Source organism: Kitasatospora sp. NBC_00240 (assembly GCF_026342405.1).
Classification (GTDB): Bacteria; Actinomycetota; Actinomycetes; order Streptomycetales; family Streptomycetaceae; genus Kitasatospora.
Genome location: NZ_JAPEMU010000001.1, coordinates 2,897,612 through 2,916,324, shown reverse-complemented (window position 1 = coordinate 2,916,324; position 18,713 = coordinate 2,897,612). Strand labels below are relative to the sequence as shown.

Sequence of the window (18,713 nt, the reverse complement as noted above, 5' to 3'; positions counted from 1 at the left end):
GGCAGGGGGTCAGCGGGTGCGGAAGTAGCCGGCGTTCCTCTCGACGAGAGTGTCCCAGTCCGCCCCGGCGGGGAACCGCAGGACGTCCCAGCCGTTGTCCTCCAACCGGCCCACCGCGTCGGCGTCGCGGGTGGCGTCGTCGCTGTGGAAGGGCCCGTCGACGAACACTGCCACGTTGCCGCCGTCGACGCGGAAGATCAGGTCGGGGCGGGCCGCGGCCTCCGGGACGAAGACCGTCACCTCGTCCGGCAGTCGGTGTCCCTTGGCCTTGAGCCAGCCGAGGAGGTCACCGGCCGCGACCAGTTCGGCGAGGTCGGCCTCCATCGGCGTGACGGTCGCCGACGGCTCGGCGCCGCCGTCCGCACCGGCAGCCGACTGATCGGCCGCCAGGCGGTGGAACTGCTCGGTGCGCGACTCCCCGCGGGCCGCCCGCTCGGTCCGCGCCGTGGCGAGCCGCAGCAGCAGCGGGCCGGCCGCGTGGCGGCTGAGCTTCTGGTGGTGGGTCTGGTTCCCGTACGTCAGGAGACACTCGTAGCAGCCCCGCGCGCACTCCCGGTCCTCGTCCGGACCGCCCTGGTCGACCCCCCGCTCGTCGAAGTGGCAGATGTCCAGGGCGGTGCGGGCGGCCTTGGCGAGCGCATGCCGGTCGTGCTGGAGCCGGCGCAGCACGCCGGCACCGCCCTCCGCCGCCTCGGTGAAGAGGATCCGGCGGCGCGGGCCGTCGTCCGGGGGCAGGAGTTCGGCGGTCAGCTCGGCGTCCTCCAGCTCGAAGGCGGCCTCGATGCCCCGCTCCAGCGCGTACATGAACGACAGTGCGACCGGTTCCGGCTGCGGCTCGTCAAGGGTGACGACGAGGATGTTGCGTCGGTCCTGGACGTACGGCAGGACCCGCTTCTTGCGGCGCTTCTCGTTGCCGTCCTCGTCGGCGACCGGCATACCCGTGCCTTCGATGGCGTCCGCCGCGGCCTTGTCGTTGAGCCAGCGGCCGTCGCCGAGGTCGAGCCAGTAGCCGTCCGGCTCGTTCTCCTTGTCGCGGACCCGCCCCAGGTTGGTGATGCGGACGGTGGCGGAGTCGCCGTAGTCCAGGGCGAGCACCGGGGTGTCGCCGGCGTCGCTGACGTGCGAGGTGAGGCGGCCCTTGCGGATGCCGTGGTCCTGGAACGCGTAGGAGGTCTCCAGACGGAAGCCGGCCCGGCGCCGCTCCTCCTCGTCGGAGGAGATCCGCTCGCGGGGGGTGGTGTAGACGGTGTGCAGCTGCAGCAGGTTGCTGCGCTTGGTGGGCAGCGGTTCCTTGCACATCTCGCAGCGGTTGCTGCCCACCTGGACCTCGTGGTGGTAGCCGCAGTCGCCGCAGCGCCTGGACTCGGCCGTCGCCAGATCGCCGGAGGCGTCCGGCGGGAGCTGGATCCGGGTGACCTGGTACCGGGCACCCTCGTGGTAGATCAGCGCGCCGGGGCCGAACTCGCGGATCGCGAGGAAGCGGGGGCGCTGGAGGTAGTCGCCGTCGCTGTTGCGGCGGCTGCCGGAACGCGGGATGTAGGCGGCCAGCGGCAGGCGCGGGAAGCTGTAGCCGGGCAGGAAGCCCTCGGAGGCGAGGTAGCGGTACGGGTTGAAGTCGCTCATGACCGACTTGGCGTCGGTGGAGCGGTTCAGCAGCAGGTCGCGCTGCGTCTCGGCCTCGCGGCGGCGCGAACGGGCGCGCGACTGTTCGCCGTTGCTCAGGGTGGTGTCGACGACTCGCCGATTCTGCTCGTACTGGTCGAGCACGGCGGCGCGGAACAGCTCCCGCCACCGTTCGAATGCCTCGTCGAAGGTGGCGGGGGCCTTGGTGACCTGGTCCTCGATCCAGGTGTCGTACCACCAGGTGGTGTCCGCGAAGTCGGGGATCAGCGGCGACAGCACGGTGCGGGCGGCCGTGACGGCCCGGAGCCGGGCGCTCTCGTCGAGGGACTCGTCACGGATGTGGGAGCGCAGCGGCAGCGGCATCTCGGGGTCGGGACGTTCCTCCCCGTTCGGGTCGTAGGTGACGTCGATGACGTCCGGGACGGCGCGGCCCAGCCGCATGGCCGTTTCGGCCAGCCAGATGCCCTGCAGGTGGGAACGGACCAGGTCCTCGTTGGCCAGGTCCAGGCGTGGCGGGGCGACCTGCCCGGCGACCATGGCCTGTGAGTGGCGGAAGTAGTACTGGTCGTGGCTGTTGCCCGTCGCGCAGTAGGTGGTGACCAACGCGGGCTGCCCGGACCGGCCGGCCCGGCCGGAGCGCTGGGCGTAGTTGGCGGGTGTGGGCGGCACGTTGCGCATCATGACGGCGTTGAGTGAGGAGATGTCCACGCCCAGCTCCATCGTGGGGGAGCAGTACAGCAGCGGCAGGGCGGCGGTGCGGAAGTCCTTCTCGCGCTGCTCGCGCTCCTCCGGGGTGACCTGCGCGGTGTGTTCACGGGCGAACAGTCCGGCGAGGCCGGCGGCCGCGTCCTGGTAGAGGCGGCGGAAGAACGGGTTGACGCGCGGGCCCTCGCCACTGCTGTAGGTACGGGTCAGAGGGTCGACGGCTCCCGTTTCGCCTGTTCCCGCACGCCAGACCAGCACGGCGGCGGACACCCGGTAACCGGTGCGCTTCTCGGCGGTGCGTCGACGGAAGGCGGGGCCGGAAGTCTCGGGTACGACCTCCACCTCGCGTACGAGCTCCCTGTCGCACAGCACCTTCAGCAGGTCCTCGATGACCTTCTGAAGCCCGGTCACATCGAGGGCGCGGAAGGCCGGCGCCGTGCGCTTGAGGTACTTACCGAACTTGCCTCGTGCGGACAGGAACAGCGCGGTGCGCTCCATGCCCGGCTTGGACGCGGTCGGGTAGGCGGTGCCGATGCCGGGCTTGTCGCTCTCCGCCAGCACCCAGGGGCCGGTCAGCCGCTCCTCGCTGGCGCGCTGCAGGCTGTCGAAGTCGTCGCGGAAGTACTGGACGTCGATGGCGAGGGCCCGGCGCAAGTAGTCGAGCAGTGCGCGGGCCACCTCGCTGCGCAGGGCCGGCTCGGCCTCGCGCAGGGCTTCGTGAGCCGTGTTCCAGTCGTCCTGGTGCGCGGCGATCCAGTCCAGGTCCTCGTAGTCGATGCGGAGCAGGCCGGTCTGCTCCAGGTTGGGCATGGTGATGCGCCAGCCGCGTTCCAGGTCCCGGTAGAGGCGGTAGCCGACGACGTCGCGGAACGTCTTGGTGGCCCGCCGCTCCAGCCCGGGTGCCAGGGCCGAATTGCCGGTGTACTCGCGTGGGGCGAGCCCCATGACATCGGTGACCGCCTGTGCGAGGTCGTCGTGGCGCAGCCCCTCCTCCCCGGCCTGCACCGCGGCCCGGTACAGGGCCCCGCGCAGCTGCGTGACCTGGGCGAAGTCGTTGAAATGACCGGCCTGGAGGGAGGCGTCCTGCCGGTTGTCGACGAAGGTGAGGAGCTTGCGGGCCTCGGCGGACAGCACCTCCTCGGGCACGGCACGCAGCGACTTCACGATCGTCGCGGAGATCACGGACGTCGCCGAGGAGCGACCCTCCTGGTCGAGGGTCGCCAGCTTGGCGAAGTCCCGGCCACGGGTCTGCTCGTAGGAGATCTGGCAGTGCAGGCAGAACAGGAAGGGCGCGGGCACGAACGCGGCGACCAGCCCCTCACCCGATTCGCCGCCGCGCGGGTCGACGACGACGCGCTGCGGCACCCGCGGCCGGTAGGACTTCTTCACCACGGTGGCGCCGTTGGCGTCCGGCTCCAGCCACGACTCGGGGAGCCGCCGGTCGTCGACCGCGCGCTGCGGGTCGGCCGGCCACTCGTAGTCCTCGCCCGGCACGCCGATGTAGAGGTAGCCCTCGCCCGCGCGCCCGCCGGAGGCGGAGGTGTCGCGGCGGGGCTCGTAGCGGACCGTTCCGTCCTCGGTGGTGCGCCACACGGTGACGTACTCCTGGCCGCACTCGCGGCAGAACGCCAGCGGGAAGAGCGGCCGGCCGGCGCTGCCGGTGCCGGCGGCCAGCTCCAGCTGGTAGGTGCGGGTGAGCGGGCGGGCGAGCGGGTCTTCCAGTGTGGTGTAGACGGTGTCGCCCTTGGACAGGAACTGGTGCAGGCGGAACGCGAACAGCGGCCGCTCGGTCACCGGGTGCTTGGCCTGCGAGCCGGCCTCCAACGTCGCCCTGATCGCCTCCCGGACGGTCTCCTCGGGGATCCCGGACACCGCGGTGAGTTCGGCCGCCGCTTCCTCGATCTTGCCAGGGGGGCGGCGACGCAGGCGTCCGGTCCCGTCCTCGCGCTCCAGCCCGAACCTCGACTCGATCCAGCGGGCCAGCGGGTCCTTCGTCAGCGCCTCGTACCCGCGGGGCGCGGCGACGGCCCGCAGCCGTTCGGCCGGGACGGTCGCGAGCGGCTCCCCGGTGGCGCGGACGAGCGTCTCGCCGATCACGCGCCTCGGCAGCACGGTTGTGCCGAAGAGCCGGCCGGCGACCTTGGCGACCTCCCGCTGCTGCTCCTCCCAAGTGCCCTCCGTCGACATGGTCGCGGACGTGCCGATGCACTGGAGCGTGGCGGCGGCCCGGCAGGCCTCACGGACCCGGCGGATCAGCAGGGCGACATCGGCGCCCTGTCGGCCGCGGTAGGTGTGCAATTCGTCGAAGACCAGGAACTGCAGGCCCTCGGCCATGCGGATCAGGCTCTTCCGGTCGTCGGGCCGGGTGAGCATCAGCTCCAGCATCACGTAGTTGGTGAGCAGGATGTCCGGGGGGTTCTTGCGCAATTCCTCACGCTGCTCCTCGCTCTCCTGGCCGGTGTAGCGGGCGAAGGTGACCGGCTCGTTGCCCTTGCCGAATCCGTACCGCAGGTACTTCTTCAGTTCCTGGCGCTGGGAGTTGGCAAGTGCGTTCATCGGGTACACGACGATCGCGCGGACCCGCCGGGGAGCACCCGGCCGCTCCGTTGCGCGCTCCTTGAGCACCCGGTCGACGATAGGAACGATGTAGGAGAGCGACTTGCCGGAGCCGGTGCCCGTGGTGAGCACGTAGGAGTCGCCGGCCTGCGCGGCCTCGATCGCCTCGCGCTGGTGGCGGTGGAAGGTGAGCGGCCGGCCGTCGGGGCGCGGCGACGTCTTCTTCTTGCCCGCCTGGAAGATCTCGGCGCACTTCGGGTCGAGGACCTCGTCCCGGACCAGGTCGGTGACCTGGCCCCCGTCCGCGAAGAAGGGATTGAGGGAGAGCCACGGATTGGGCCACTGCGACTTGCCCGCCAGGTCGTCCTCGATGAAGCCGGCGATCCGGCCGTCCCGGACGATCGCGGCACCCTTGGTGAAGCGCTCGTACTCGTCGATCAGGGTCCGGTGGATGCCGAACACGTCCATCGCGTCCGGCACGCGGCGCGGCGGACGCGGAACCGGCACGGGGGCGGCCGGCGCGGGCTCGGGGAACTCGGCGCGCAGCCGTTCGACCGGATCCATCGCGGTCCAGTGCGGGGCGAGCAGGGTGGCGGTCTCGTCCGGGACCAGGGCGAGCGGGACCAGCGCCTCGCGGACCAGGGTGGCGTTCTCCGGCCGGTTGGCCTGGTCCTTCTCCAGCAGCCGGGAGACGAGCCGCACCAGCTCGGGCGGCAGGTCCGGGCGGACGACCGTGAGGGACGGCGGAGCGTCGTGCTGGTGCTGCTGGGAGAGGTCGTAGGGCGTTTTGGCGGCGAAGGGCGGCTTGCCGATCAGCAGCTCGTACAGGATGCAGCCCAGTGCGTAGAGGTCGGCGGGTGCTGTCACCTGTTCGGCCCGGAACTGCTCCGGGGCCATGTATCGGGCGGTGCCGACGCCCACCCCGGTGCTGGTGAGCCGGGTCCGGTCGGTGTCGTCGACGATCCGGCCCATGCCGAAGTCGAGGATCTTGACCGTGCCGTCCTGGGTCAGCATCACGTTGGCCGGCTTGAGGTCGCGGTGGACGATTCCGGCCGCGTGCGCCGAGGCCAGGCCCGCCGCAATCTGCGCGGCGATGGCGGCGGCCCAGGAGACCGGGAGCTGGGGTTCCTCGTCGATCAGGTCGCCGAGCGGGCTCCCGTCGAGCAGCTCCATCACCAGGTAAGGCAGGCCGCCGCCGGTGGCCGGAGTATCCACACCTCCGGCGATGAGCCGGGTCAGATTGGGATGCCGGGGCGAGAGGCGGCGCATGATGTCCACCTCGCGGCGGAACCGTTCGACATCCTTGCTGTCCTGGGACGCGTCGATCGCGAGGCCGGTCCGGCTGCGCAGGACGGTCTTCAGGGCGACCTCCCGGTCCGGCGAGCCCTCCGGGGCTTCGAGGTCGACCGCCCGGTGGACCTCTCCCATGTTGCCGCGACCAACGGGCCCCACAACGCTGAACCTGTTCGCGACCGTCCCCAGACCCACTGGCGCTCCCCTGCCTCATGTGTTTTGTCTCGTTGTGCGTCGTGTCTCGTGCGCGGCAGGCGGACATCCTGCTGCCCGCCAGCCTAGTGGACACTCTGTGCACAAAATCAAGAATGCGTTGACTATGTCAACCGACTTGCGCGTGGAAAGGGCTCCGCCTGTCTGCACACCACCTGTGCCGACGGAGGAACGGATCCATGTGTGAGTGATGTCAACACATCAGTGGCCCCCTGTGAATGTGGGCGGCTGCGTGTACGGTGGCGGCCATGGAAGACCCAGCTGCGCCCCGACCGGTCCCCGACGACGCACAACCAGCCACGCTGGTCACCAGTGCCGAGATCGCCCGCCTCGCAGGCGTCACCCGAGCCGCGGTCTCCAACTGGCGGCGGCGCTACGAGGACTTCCCGCCTGCCGCGGCCGGAAGCGCTTCGAGTCCGCTCTTCGACTGGCCCGCCGTGCAGGAATGGCTACGTCGACGAGACCGGCACCAGGACGTCTCCCTCGAGGTCCAGACCTGGCAGGCGCTGCGCGCTGCTTACGGCGACGCCACGGTCGCCGCCGTGGCCGCCGCAGCGAGGCACTTCGTGCGTCCAAGGTCCTCCGGAACCGCCACTGCGGACGCGGAACACCACATGCCCGCCGCGGTGCAGGCCCTGCTCGACCGGTTCGCCGAGGAGTCGGAGCCGAACGCCGCACTGCGCGCACTCACCGACCGGATGGCCGACTCCGCCCGTCGCGCCGGGTCCGACCAGGTCACCTCCCCACTGATCGTCCGGGCGGTCGGCCACTTCGCGCCGGAACCCCGGCCGGGCTGGACCGTGTTCGATCCGGCATGCGGCATCGGGGCCCTGCTCCTCGCGCCGGGATCCGGACCCGATCTCGTCCGAATCGGCCAGGACAGTGACGCCGACGCCGTGGACATCGTTCTCGCTCGCTCCTCGCTCGCCGACTACGGTGATGTCCGGATCGCCCATGGCGACTCCCTGCGGGCCGACCGCTACCCGGGGCTCGCCGCCGACCTGGTGCTCTGCGACCCACCGGTCGCCGCAGGGGACTGGGGCCGGGACGAGCTCCTGCTCGACCACCGATGGGAGTTCGGCACCCCGTCCCGCGCAGAGGGCGAACTCGCCTGGCTCCAACACGCGTATGCGCACACCGCGCCGGGCGGACATGTGCTCATGGTGATGCCCGCCTCCGTCGCCTACCGGAAAGCCGGTCGCCGGATCCGTGCCGAGCTCGTCCGCCGCGGCATCGTCCGCCAGATCGTAGCCCTGCCTGGCGGGGTCGCCTCCGGTCACGTCCTGCCGATCCACCTCTGGACCCTGCGGCGGCCGGAGGAGGGCGATCCGCGTCCCGACAGTGTCCACCTGATCGACCTGACCGAGAACAACCCCGGGGGCCCGCTGCAGCCCACCGACGCACAGGTCGTCGATGTTCCCCTGGTCGATCTCCTCGACGACGTCGTCGACCTCACCCCTGCCGCCCACTTGCCCACTGCCCGGCGCGACCTCGCCGACGAGTACGAACAGGCTCGTTCCGACCTCGCCGACGCCCTCGCCGGGCTGGGCGGCCGACTGCCCGACCTGCGCCGTGGCGACGGCGCTGACCTGTGGGACGGCGCCACCGTTACCGTCTCCGACCTCATCCGGGCCGGACTCGTCGAACTGCAGGCCGGCGAACCCCGGGTGGTCGGCGGCCAGGTCGACCCCGAGTACCTCGACGGGTTCCTACGCGCCGGCTCCAACGTCCGCCGCTCCACTTCCCAGAGCGGCTCATACCGCCTCGACGTCAAGGGCGCCCGCATTCCCCAACGCGAACTTCCCGTCCAGCGTCGTTACGGAACCGCGTTCCGGGCTCTGCTCGACATGGAGCGCGAGGCCGGACGTGTGGCCGAAGCCGCGCAGAGACTCGCCGACATTGCCCGTGAGGGGCTGGGCAGCGGAAACCTGGAGCCTGGCGGCGGGTGAGGACCGAGTCTCCGGGAGCGTAGGGAGGAGCGACGACCCCGGGCCGGATTTCGGTTCGCTTCCACCCACTTGATCGTGCTTCGATCGCTCGCCGCCCCTCCCCTCCTCACCGCCGGTCCCCGTGCCGACCACTGCTCGGCGGACGCCACCAAGCCGGCCATGACGCCTACGCGGGGTCGAGTGAACGTCGGAGTGTGTCCTGGATCCCGCGCCGGATTCGTCCGTCGCCTTCTCCGGGCGCGCCCCTGGGGTGACGAAGAACCGACGGCGGCGCGCCACTCGTGGCGACGCACGGCTGGCCAAGCCGACGACGCTGTGACAGCCACCTGGCCGACGTCGAAGCGCGCGTCGCGAAGGCCGAGGACGACGGCCTGACCGCGGTCGGGAGGTTCGAGGGTGGCAAGGCCTGGCTCGTCGGCTTCGACAACCCGCAACCGCTGCATGCCGCCAGGCGCGGCACCGCAGCCGAACTCGCCGACCGCGGAGCGCCGGCGGTCCACCCGACCGGCGGCTGGTGGAAGTTCCACGACAGATACGACCGTGTCGGTCAGCCGGCCTCCTACGCCCTCCCCTTATCCCGTGTACCGCTTGCTCATGTTGCTTTCGCCACTCGCTACCTGGAGTGCTTCCTTTGGGACCGATCCGTCCCGGTACCAGGCTGTCCGGATCAACGGGAGAACGTCGGGCGCGGAGCGTGGCGCGGCCGTCTCCCACGAGAGCGTGCGCCGGTGTGAACGCCTGAGCGGTCAACGCCTGAGCGCTTCGACGGGTTGGATTCGAGCGGCGCGCCAGGCGGGGTAGAGGCCCGCGAGCAGGCCGGTGAGCAGGCCGACGAGTGGGGCTGTGACGACGGTGACCGGCTCGACGACCGGGGTCCAGTCGCGAGCGAGGACCACGCCGAGAACCGTGAGTACTCCCAGCGAGGTGCCGATCAACCCGCCGAGCAGACCGAGGCAGGTCGACTCGGTGAGAAACTGTGCGGTGATGTGACGTCCACGCGCACCGAGTGCGCGCCGCAGGCCTATCTCGCCGGTGCGCTCAAGTACGGCGACCAGCGTGGTGTTGGCGATGCCGACCGAACCGATGACGAGGCATATCGCTGCCAGAAGCAGAAAAAGCTGGTTCAGGTCGGACGTCACGCCAGTTCGCAAGCTTCTGGGGTCCGGTGGGGGAACGGCCCTGAAGTTCTCGGGATGGACGGGGTCCAGGGCGAGGGCGGCCTCTCCGGCAATCTGTTGCGCTGCACCGATCTGGGTGGAGATGATCATTTTGGCGCGGTCGCCGATCGGGTTGCCCCAGAGCCTTGCGGCAGTTCCTCTCGGAACGGTGACGGACATCAGAAGGTCGGTCTTGCGCCGGACGTCGTCGACGATCCCGATGACGGTGAACGGCTGTCCGGCGATGAAGACGGCAGGTTGGACGTCAAGGGTGGTGATACCGAGCCGGGCGGCTGTTCCGGCCCCGATCACGACCACTGGTTGCGAGGTGGAGTCGTGCCAGGCGTCGAATGTTCGTCCCTGGGCGAGATGCGGTCCGGCAGCGGCCAGAGCGCCGGCCGAGGCGGCCACGATCTGGGCTCGCTCCCCGTCGGCCGCGTTGCCGATCGGGGCCGATCGCACGACGGAATCCTCAAGCCGAACATTCCAGAAGACCCCGGCAGCCTCGACCCCGTTGAGGCGTTGGATGCGGGCGTCCGCGTCGGCGGGAAATGACAGCGGTGTCAGCTCCGGGTGGCCACCGCCGACGTCCTCGATGGAAACCTCGGTGGCAGTCAGGAGATTGAAGCGCGAGTCGACCTGGGACGACGTGGTCGCGGTCAGGCCGAGAATGGCCACGAAGGTGCCTACGCCCAGGACCGTGCCCAGACTGGTCAGTATCGAACGCGCGGGGCGTTGCAGGATGCCCGCCAGCGACTCGCCGAGCAGGTCCGACCCCGACAGGCGGGACGGCTTGACCGTACGCGGAGTGCGTCCCCGGAACCATGCCGTCATCGGGTGACCAGCTCGGCCAGTGCTCCGTCGCGGATCGACAGGGTGCGCCGGGCACGGGCGGCGACCTCGGAGTCGTGAGTGATCAGGATGATCGTCATGCCGGCCGCGTGAAGTTCGTCGATGAGGGTGAGGACGGAGTCGGCTGTCGCGGTGTCGAGGTTGCCGGTGGGTTCGTCGCAGAGGAGCAATGACGGCCGGCAGACCAGGGCGCGGGCAATGGCCACGCGCTGGCGCTCACCGCCGGACAGCTTCGTGGGCAAGGCATCGAGGCGGTGTTCCAGGCCGACCCGGCCAAGCGCCTCGCGGGCCAGCTCACGCCGCTCCGCGCCACCCTGGTGGCCGTGAGCCCGGGTGTAGAGCATGGCCAGCGCGACGTTCTCGGTGGCGGAACGATGCGGCAGGAGATGGAAGGACTGAAACACGAAGCCGATTCGGCTGCCGCGCAGCGCTGCCCGGTCGCCGTCGGAAAGCGCCGCAGTGTCGATCCCGTCCAGTAGGTAGCTACCCGTCGTCGGAGTGTCGAGCAGACCCGCGATGTTCAGAAACGTGGACTTGCCGGAACCGGACGGGCCGGTCACGGTAACGTACTCCCCTTGCTGTATGGCCAGGTCGCACGGTCTGAACGCCTCGATGGGCGGGGTGCCACCGTAGGTCAGTCCCACCGCGCGGAACTCGACGACGTTGGTGCTCACCTCGCACCGGCCTTCGCGTCGCCGGCCGCACCCTTGACCCCGACGATCACTTGGTCACCTTCTCGTACCGAACCGTCGACCAGGGGCCGCACCTCGGCGCTGCCGGCGCCGACCGTGCCCGGAGTCACCTCCACGCGTCGCCGTTGCCCGCCGTCGTACATCGTGATCACCGTCCTGCCCTCGACGGTGGCGGAAATCGCGGAGAGCGGTACGGTCAGGACCGCACCGGCGGACGAGGCGGCCACGATCGTCAGTCGGACGTCCTGGTTGGCCAGCCTGGAGTCCAGGGGTGCATCGGGTTGGACAAGCAACTGGTACCCAGCACCAGTGCCTGCGGCTGCGGTTCCCGCACCCTTGTTCTGCCCCTGCTCGCCTTCCGCGGCCTGTGGAGAGCCACCGATGCTGTCGGAGACCGAAGCGACAGTGGCGGCAGCCTTCATGCCGGTCAGTTCGGAAACGATCTCCACCTTCTGTCCGGGCTGCACAAGCCCCCTGTCGGACGGGGACAGCCTGCCGTGAACCACCAGCGCACCCGCAGACAGAGTCAGCACCTTGCCGCTGACCGTACTGCCCACCTGACCGGCAACGGTGTCGACCCGCGCCGGAAATCCCGGCAGGAACACCAGTTCGGAGGCCGGCACCATCGGGCCGGACGCCGCGCTCACCTCAGCCAGTTTCACCTGGAGACCGTCCAGATCCTCGGAGGCCCGCGTCACCTGCTTGCGCGCAGCCGTCAGACCTGACTGGGTCGCGGCAGCCGGCTTGTCGGGAGTGGGCCGGCCCTCGGTTCCCGATTCGGACGCAGGCACCGACTTCGCACCGTCAGTAGCCTTCCGCACCGACTCAAGTGCCTCCTTGGCATCGGCCAGGGCTCGCTCGCCGCCCCGCACCGCGTCCTTGGCCGCGGCAACTCGCTGGGCCCCGTCCGGGGACGAGGGCAGGGGATCGTACCCCCGGGCGGTGTAGAAGCCCTTGACCGCAGCCTTCGTCCCCTCCCCGAACGTACCGGGTGCGTCCGCCCCGACCGGGAATCCGGCTGCGGTCAGGGCCTGCTGAAGCTGCTGCACATCAGCTCCCGCGGTGCCGGGTTTGAGATCTCGGTAGACCGGCAGTTCGCCCAGGAGCGCGAACACCGGGCGCCCGGCCACTTCGAGCACCGACGATGCCTCCTGCACCTGTTCCCCGGCCCTCAGCGGCAACTTGGTGACGACCGGAAGAGAGCCTCCGCCCGCCCCGGCCCCGACCGGCGCCACGTCGACGGACCGCCCGGCAGCCACCTGGCCTCGTGTCACCACCGTCGACGTCAGCACCTGCCGCTCCACTCTGCTCGTCAGTACGTCGGGCGGGGGAGGCCTCGTCTCGGCCGCAGCCTGGGCGGGCGACTTCATGACGGCCGAGGCCCCCACGCCTGCTGCGGTGAGCGTGACGGAGACCAACGCGGTGGAAATCAGTACAGATCGCCGACGGGAGTTGGCTGGCATTCGCTTCTCTCAAATTCAAGGCCGAACTTTTCGGCAGCGTCCGTGCAAAGGAATGAAAAGCAGCTAAAATGTGAAAATATTCGGACACATGCGACATGCTCGAAGCAGCCGATGCGCGTGCCGGTTTCGCGTGTACATGCGTCGTTTCGGAGCACTGCCGGAGCGCCCGGCAAGTACGAATCGTATGCAGAGCTGACGCCGGGCCAGCAACAGGATTAAGGAAATGTCTACTGTGTCGAGGATCACACTTGACACGTTCTTGGCCTACAACAACTATCGACTTCAGCCGCCGGGGGGTGGCCCCGTTCGCCTCGAATCGAGGCGAATGGGGTGATTTTTCTTGATGTAGAACGGCTTTCCACTCCTCTGGCTCCGGTGTTCTCTTCCCGTGCTGCCGGCAATCGGCCGGACGCGGCCATTCGAAGGAGTGACATGAAGTTCAGAATTGCCGCTGTACTCACCACGGCCGCGGCTGCGCTCATGTCCGTCGCATCGACGGTCCCTGCTCAGGCCATCGAATACGTGTCGGACACCTGCAACTACACCGACAAATCCTACTGTTTCGGGATTTTCTACAACTCCACACAGGTGGGGGGAGTCTCGACGAGTCCGTGCTACCTGTCTAGCCAGCAGATCGAGGACCATTGGGGTGTCAGTTCACCCAACGGCAACATCATCGCCCTCTATCAGTTCGGCTACTCCAACCAGGATGTCCGGAGCAATCTCGGTGGATCGCACTGCGAGTGGGCCACGGGGAGCGGGCAGGGTCTCAAGAACAACGCGGCCTCCGTGGTGAACGGCGACGCCTGGGCAAGCTACACCGTGTACTACAACTCGTATTTCAACGGCACGGCCCAGACATTTGATCCGAACTCGAACGGCAACCTCATTGCCAGGCTCCACAACAACAACGCGTCCCACCGGCGCAACGGATGACGGAATCACCGGTGCGGCCGGGGAGGCGCGTCGGCCGCCGCACCCTGGGCGTCCTGGCGCTCGCCGCACTCGCGCTCGGTGCGGCAGGTTGTCAGGATTCACCGACATCCTCGGCCGGTGCGGCCGATGCTGCGCCGCCGGCAGCCGAGGGTGTGCGGGCACCGAGCGCGGTGGTGGACGCCGGACTGGCGAAGGGGATGGTTCTTCCTCTCCAGGCATACATGACCAGCTATCCCAGCCGGGTGGCGATACAGCAGGCGAAGATTCGGATCCAGCAGGACTGCATGAAACACCTCGGTTTCGCATACGACCCGCCGACGCCGGGGAAGTATCCGCCACCCAATTTTGACGGTGCCAACATGGCTCGCCGCTACGGGGTCAGCGTTCCCGAGGAAGCAGAGAAATACGGCTACCACCTGGCGCACGAAAGCGGTGATCCGCCTCTGGTCGAGCCGGACCCCGCAGCCGGGACGGCACTCAAGGGGAGTGGTCCGAAGGGTGAGAAGCCGGCCGACTCGCGAATTCCGGAAGGGGGCTGCCTGGGTGAATCCGACCGAAAGGTCGGCCGCCTCGACGAAGCTCTGGTCAATCAGCTCAACGGAGACAGCTTCGAGCGATCCCAGTCGGACCCGGCGGTCGTGGACGCCATCGCCCGATGGAGCACATGCATGAAGGGCAAGGGGTATACAGCCACCAGCCCGTTGACCGTCACTGATCAACTCCCGTCCCGCGGGTCCGGCACGGTCACGCCGCAGGAGATCGCCACGGCGACGGCAGACATCTCCTGCAAGACGGAATCGGGCCTCGTGAAAATCTGGTTCGACTTCGAGGTGGCGATCCAGAACGAGTTGATAGCGCAGAACCAGCTCGCGCTGGCGGAGGCGCGCGACAACAACACAGCCACGCTCAAACAGGCTTCGAGCGTCGGGTGAGGGAAGGCAGGGGGCCGATCTCTCGGCCCCCTGCCCTCCCAGGACGGAGTAGTCGGGGCGCGGTCGGGCGGGGTTGTATTCACGTGCCACCAGAAATGCTGGCGCCGGGGGAGATCAGGATTCGGCGAACGGGCGGCACAGGGCCCGCATGATCCCGGAACGGGAGACGCGGGACAGGCCGGCCGCCACGAAGAACGGCATCCTCGCACTTCTGCCCGTATCCCGCTCCGACGTGCCCGGACCCACGGACAACCAATGGACGGGAATCAACTGATGGGTAAACCGCACCGAGCCCGAACACGGCTCATCTCGATCCTGATATCCGGCGTGGTGGCAGGACTGCTACCCGCCGGCTTCTCACCTGCCAACGCCGTCCCGGCCGCTCCGGCGCCGGCCGCCCCGGTGGCACCCGCACCGTCGGAGGTGCCACCGGCAGAGCGCGGAGCGACGCTCGGCCCGGACTGGGCGAGTTCCGCCGACAGAGCCTGGACGACGTCGTCGGACGCCGAAGGCTTCCACCTCCTGGTGGCCGACGAACGCGACGGGTACGCGTGGCGCACCGCCGCGACACTCTCGGAGCCGGCCTTCGAGGCCGACCAGTGGATCGGCAACGCCTGCGTCACGGCCTCGGGGGAGCGGGCCGTCGTCGTCTACGCGCCGCGTACCTTCACCAACAAGTCGGACCTCATGGCCCGTGGAGCGTTCGCGGCCGTCGTGGACCTCGCCACCGGCAAGGTCGACAAACTGCCCGTCACCACCACACTCGCGTACTTCAATCCCGGCTGCGGGGCGGACGAGACGGCCGTTCTGACGCAGAGCCAGGGGGACGACCGCAATGCCACCCGGCTGATCCGGCTCGACACCGTCACCAAGGCGCTCTCCCCGGCCTTGGAGGTGGCCGGCCAGATCACCTCCGCGGTACCGCTGAAGAACGGTGGGATCGCCGCCGCCGACAGCAACCGCGTCGTCAGGTATGCCACGGACGGCAGTCGCAGCACCCTCGCCGTGACCGACTCCGTCCCCTACTACCTGACGCCGGGCGGCGACGGCGGACTGTCCTTCCTCGACCCGGCGGGAGCAGAGGGAGCCCGGGCCAAGGTGCTGACGGGCGCGGCCGTGAGCCGGCAGGGCGACGGTCCCCCGGCCAAGGCGCTGGAGGTCGCCGAGGGGAAGCGCACCGAGCTGGGCCTCAGCCGGGGCGGGGGGAAGGTGTTTGTGGTCGGCCGAGCGAAGGAGCTGGTGCGTACCTTGCCCCAGGGCATCGCGGTGGTCCAGGACGTCCCCAACAACGCCGAGGTCTCCACGGCGGGCCGGTCGGTGGTCGAGCGGACCGTCTGGGCGGACGGCAACGACTCCCGCCCGGTGAACGACGAGGCCGTCGCGAGCACCCGTCCCGCCGCCGTCGACCTGAAGGTGCTCGGCACCGGTAGGGATGTCCGGTTCACCGTTGACCCGGCTGCGCGCGTGAGTGAACTGGCGGCCGGGGGAGCCACACTCTCGCCTGCCCTGACAGCACCGCCGACCGGGACGGTGGGGGGTACGGGCGCGAAGGCGTCCGGTGCGGCCTCCCGCTCCGAGACCCTGGTGGCGGCCGCCGCGGGTGATCCGAACGCCCCTGTCGAGCAGGAGCGTACCTGCTCGGTGCCACGGAACGACCCGCGCAACCAAGCCCTTCAGCCCAAGCCCCGACAGGTCGAGTGGGCTGTCGACCAGGCCATCATGGGCACGTTGAACCAGAACGTCCAGCGTCCGGCGAACTGGAAGAACCTCGGTATGCCGGCCTACAGCCCACAGAGCCTGGTCTCCGCCCAGCCGCTGATGGGTGGCGGCCGGGTGCCGGCGCAGATCCTGCTGGGCGTGACCGCCCAGGAGTCGAACATGTGGCAGGCCTCCCGCGTGGTGACACCGGGTGAGACCGGCAACCCGCTGATCGGCAACTTCTACGGCGTGCAGCTGTACGACGCGGACCCGTCCAACGACTGGGCGATCAACTGGGCCGACGCCGACTGTGGTTACGGCGTCACACAGGTCACCGACCACATGCGGATGGCAGGACGCGAGAACGGCCAGGGCGGGACAGCCTACGACTACAACATCCAGCGGGCGATCGCCCTGGACTACACCGCCAACATCGCCGTGGGACTGACCATCCTGCAGGGGAAGTGGAACGAGACGCGGGCCGCCGGGCTGATCGTGAACAACGGCGACGCGTCGAAGATCGAGAACTGGTTCACGGCCCTCTGGGCCTACAACAGCGGGCTCCACGCCGATACCCACGACGGAGAGCCATGGGGCCTCGGTTGGAACAACAACCCGGCCAATCCGCTCTGGGACGCCGGCCGCGGTTCCTTCCTCGACGGCTCACCCTCCGACGCCGCCCACCCGCAGGACTGGCCGTACCCTGAGAAGGTGCTCGGGTTCGCCGCCCACGGTTTCTCCGCACTGGAGTCCCCCGGGACCATGGTCGGATCCTTCCGGACCGCATGGTGGAACGGCACCACGGACGCGTCCCACCCGTACGCCACCGGCACGGCGCTCGCGAACCGGCGAGCGGTCAAGCCACCGGAGGACCTGTTCTGCGCGGTGCTGGAGAACGTCTGCAATCCCGTCCGGATCGCCGACAGCAGCAGCAACGACACCGCGAGCACCGGCCCCTGCGGCCGGGTCGACTTCCACTGCTGGTGGCACCAACCGGTGACCTGGAAGGCGGACTGCTCGTACACCTGCGGCAACGAGCTGGTCCGATTCAACTCGACGTACGTCGAGGAACCCGACGGAACGGCCTACCCGCCGAACTGTTCGCTGACGGCATCAGCGAACGGCAACGCCCTGCCGGCCAACGCGCTCGTCATTGACGACGTCCCGGACTCCACGCCCAGCATCAGGCCGGGCTGCGGCCATCCGTGGACCAACTCCGGCACCTTCACCATGGACTTCGAGGCCGACACCTCCGGGCTGTACCCGTCGAAGATGGACCTCCACCAGCTCGGCGCCGGCTTCGGAGGACACTTCTACTTCTCGCACAGCCGGACCCTGGGGGCTCGGAACGGCATCCACGAGATCAGCGGTACCTGGACGCTGAACCAGCCCCAGAACAACTGGTCGCGCGTGCTGGTCCACCTGCCCGACAACGGCGCCGAGTCGCAGCAGGCCCACTACGAGATCGACACCGGCAACGGTTCCTTCAGCCATGCGCGGTACATCAACCAGAAGCGGCTCGCGAACAGGTGGGTCTCGCTGGGTGTGTTCCAGCTGGAGGGAGTGCCCCGGGTCCGTCTCAGCAGCGTCACCGAGGACGGCACCGGCGACGAAGACATCGCGTGGGACGCCGTCGCCTTCTCCCCGCTGCCCGGAAAGCCCAAGGACTTCGTTGTGCAGATGGGCGACTCGTACTCCTCCGGGGAGGGCGCGAAGCCGTACGAGGGCGGCACCGACGTCGGGCCCTACGCGAGCATCTCCACGCAGGGCTCCACCGGCCGGTCCTGGAACGCCTGCCGGCGAAGCCAGAACTCGCTGGTCCGCAAGACCGTCCTGCCAGGGCGGAGCACAAGCATCGGGGCCATGTCCGACGGATACGACGCCGGACTGGACTTCCAGAACACCTCCTGCTCGGGTGCCTACACGTACTCGATGAACTCCACTCCCGCCGTATGGGGCGCGCTGGGTCAGCACCACGAGATGTCACAGCTGAGGGCCGGGTTCCTGGACGAGAACACCACGCTCGTCACTCTCAGCATCGGCGGCAACGACGCGAAGTTCGGACCGACCGTGGGAGCCTGCGGCGACCCCACCGTCGGCTGCCCGACCGACGCGAAGGTGCGGGGCGACATCACGGCCATGGTGCCGAAGATGACGGAGGTGCTCGACGAGATCGCCGCCCGGGCCCCGAACGCCAAGATCGTGGTCCTGGGTTACCCCCAGTTCTTCAACACCACGCAGGCGAACGTCGCCTGTACGGTCATGGGAAATTCGGCGCAGGCGAACATCAACTCCTGGGCCGTCTTCATGAAGGACGAACAGACCCGCGCCGTCTCCGAGTCCTACGCCTCACCCCGGATCACCTTCCGCTGGGGCAACGACGAGTTCGCGGGGCACCGCATCTGCGACAGTGACCCGGGCCTCAACGACCTGGTGTCCGCCCCGACCGGGCCAGGTGACTTCTCCTGCCCGGGTGCCGTCATCTGCCCCAGTATGGAGAGCTACCATCCCAACAACCCGGGCACCGGAAGGTACGCACTCGCCCTCCAGAACGCCCTCCAGGCAGCCCAGTACTGATCCGCGGCCGGCCTGACGGGTCCGGAGCGGGAGCCCCGGCGGCTCCCGCTCCGGACCCACCCACCGT

At 69.3% G+C, this 18,713-nt stretch carries 8 protein-coding genes; 4 read left to right on the top strand and 4 right to left on the bottom strand.

Annotated elements, in window-relative coordinates:
• Nucleotides 1-9: 9 nt before the first annotated feature.
• A complete protein-coding gene (locus tag OG689_RS12315; RefSeq protein WP_266320124.1) occupies nt 10-6,372 on the bottom strand; it encodes a protein kinase in 6,363 nt (2,120 codons plus the stop codon).
• Nucleotides 6,373-6,638: 266 nt separating this feature from the next.
• On the opposite strand from OG689_RS12315, the gene OG689_RS12310 reads away from it, so the two are divergent.
• Complete coding sequence (locus tag OG689_RS12310; protein WP_266320123.1) at nt 6,639-8,339, top strand: N-6 DNA methylase; 1,701 nt, start codon at nt 6,639-6,641, stop codon at nt 8,337-8,339.
• Nucleotides 8,340-9,085: 746 nt separating this feature from the next.
• On the opposite strand, the gene OG689_RS12305 is transcribed toward OG689_RS12310, so the two are convergent.
• From OG689_RS12305 to OG689_RS12295, 3 genes are read right to left on the bottom strand one after another with little or no spacing between them, the layout of a single operon-like run.
• Nucleotides 9,086-10,330, bottom strand: coding sequence for an ABC transporter permease (locus OG689_RS12305; protein WP_266320122.1), 1,245 nt, complete (start codon nt 10,328-10,330; stop codon nt 9,086-9,088).
• Nucleotides 10,327-11,022, bottom strand: a complete 696-nt coding sequence (locus tag OG689_RS12300; RefSeq protein ID WP_266320121.1) for an ABC transporter ATP-binding protein — start codon at nt 11,020-11,022, stop codon at nt 10,327-10,329. Before OG689_RS12300 ends, OG689_RS12305 begins: the two co-directional genes overlap by 4 nt.
• Entirely contained in the window at nt 11,019-12,332 is a 1,314-nt protein-coding gene (locus tag OG689_RS12295) for a peptidoglycan-binding protein (RefSeq protein WP_266320119.1), read from the bottom strand. Before OG689_RS12295 ends, OG689_RS12300 begins: the two co-directional genes overlap by 4 nt.
• A 603-nt stretch (nt 12,333-12,935) precedes the next feature.
• On the opposite strand from OG689_RS12295, the gene OG689_RS12290 reads away from it, so the two are divergent.
• The 3 genes from OG689_RS12290 to OG689_RS12280 all read left to right on the top strand — a co-directional run bounded on the left by OG689_RS12290 (nt 12,936) and on the right by OG689_RS12280 (nt 18,646).
• The gene (locus OG689_RS12290) at nt 12,936-13,439 is read left to right on the top strand and encodes a hypothetical protein (RefSeq protein WP_266320118.1); all 504 of its coding nucleotides are present in this window, start codon (nt 12,936-12,938) and stop codon (nt 13,437-13,439) included.
• Complete coding sequence (locus OG689_RS12285; protein WP_266320116.1) at nt 13,436-14,371, top strand: hypothetical protein; 936 nt, start codon at nt 13,436-13,438, stop codon at nt 14,369-14,371. The genes OG689_RS12290 and OG689_RS12285 overlap by 4 nt, the downstream gene beginning before the upstream one ends.
• A gap of 327 nt (nt 14,372-14,698) precedes the next feature.
• Complete coding sequence (locus tag OG689_RS12280) at nt 14,699-18,646, top strand: GDSL-type esterase/lipase family protein (protein ID WP_266320115.1); 3,948 nt, start codon at nt 14,699-14,701, stop codon at nt 18,644-18,646.
• Nucleotides 18,647-18,713 lie beyond the last annotated feature (67 nt).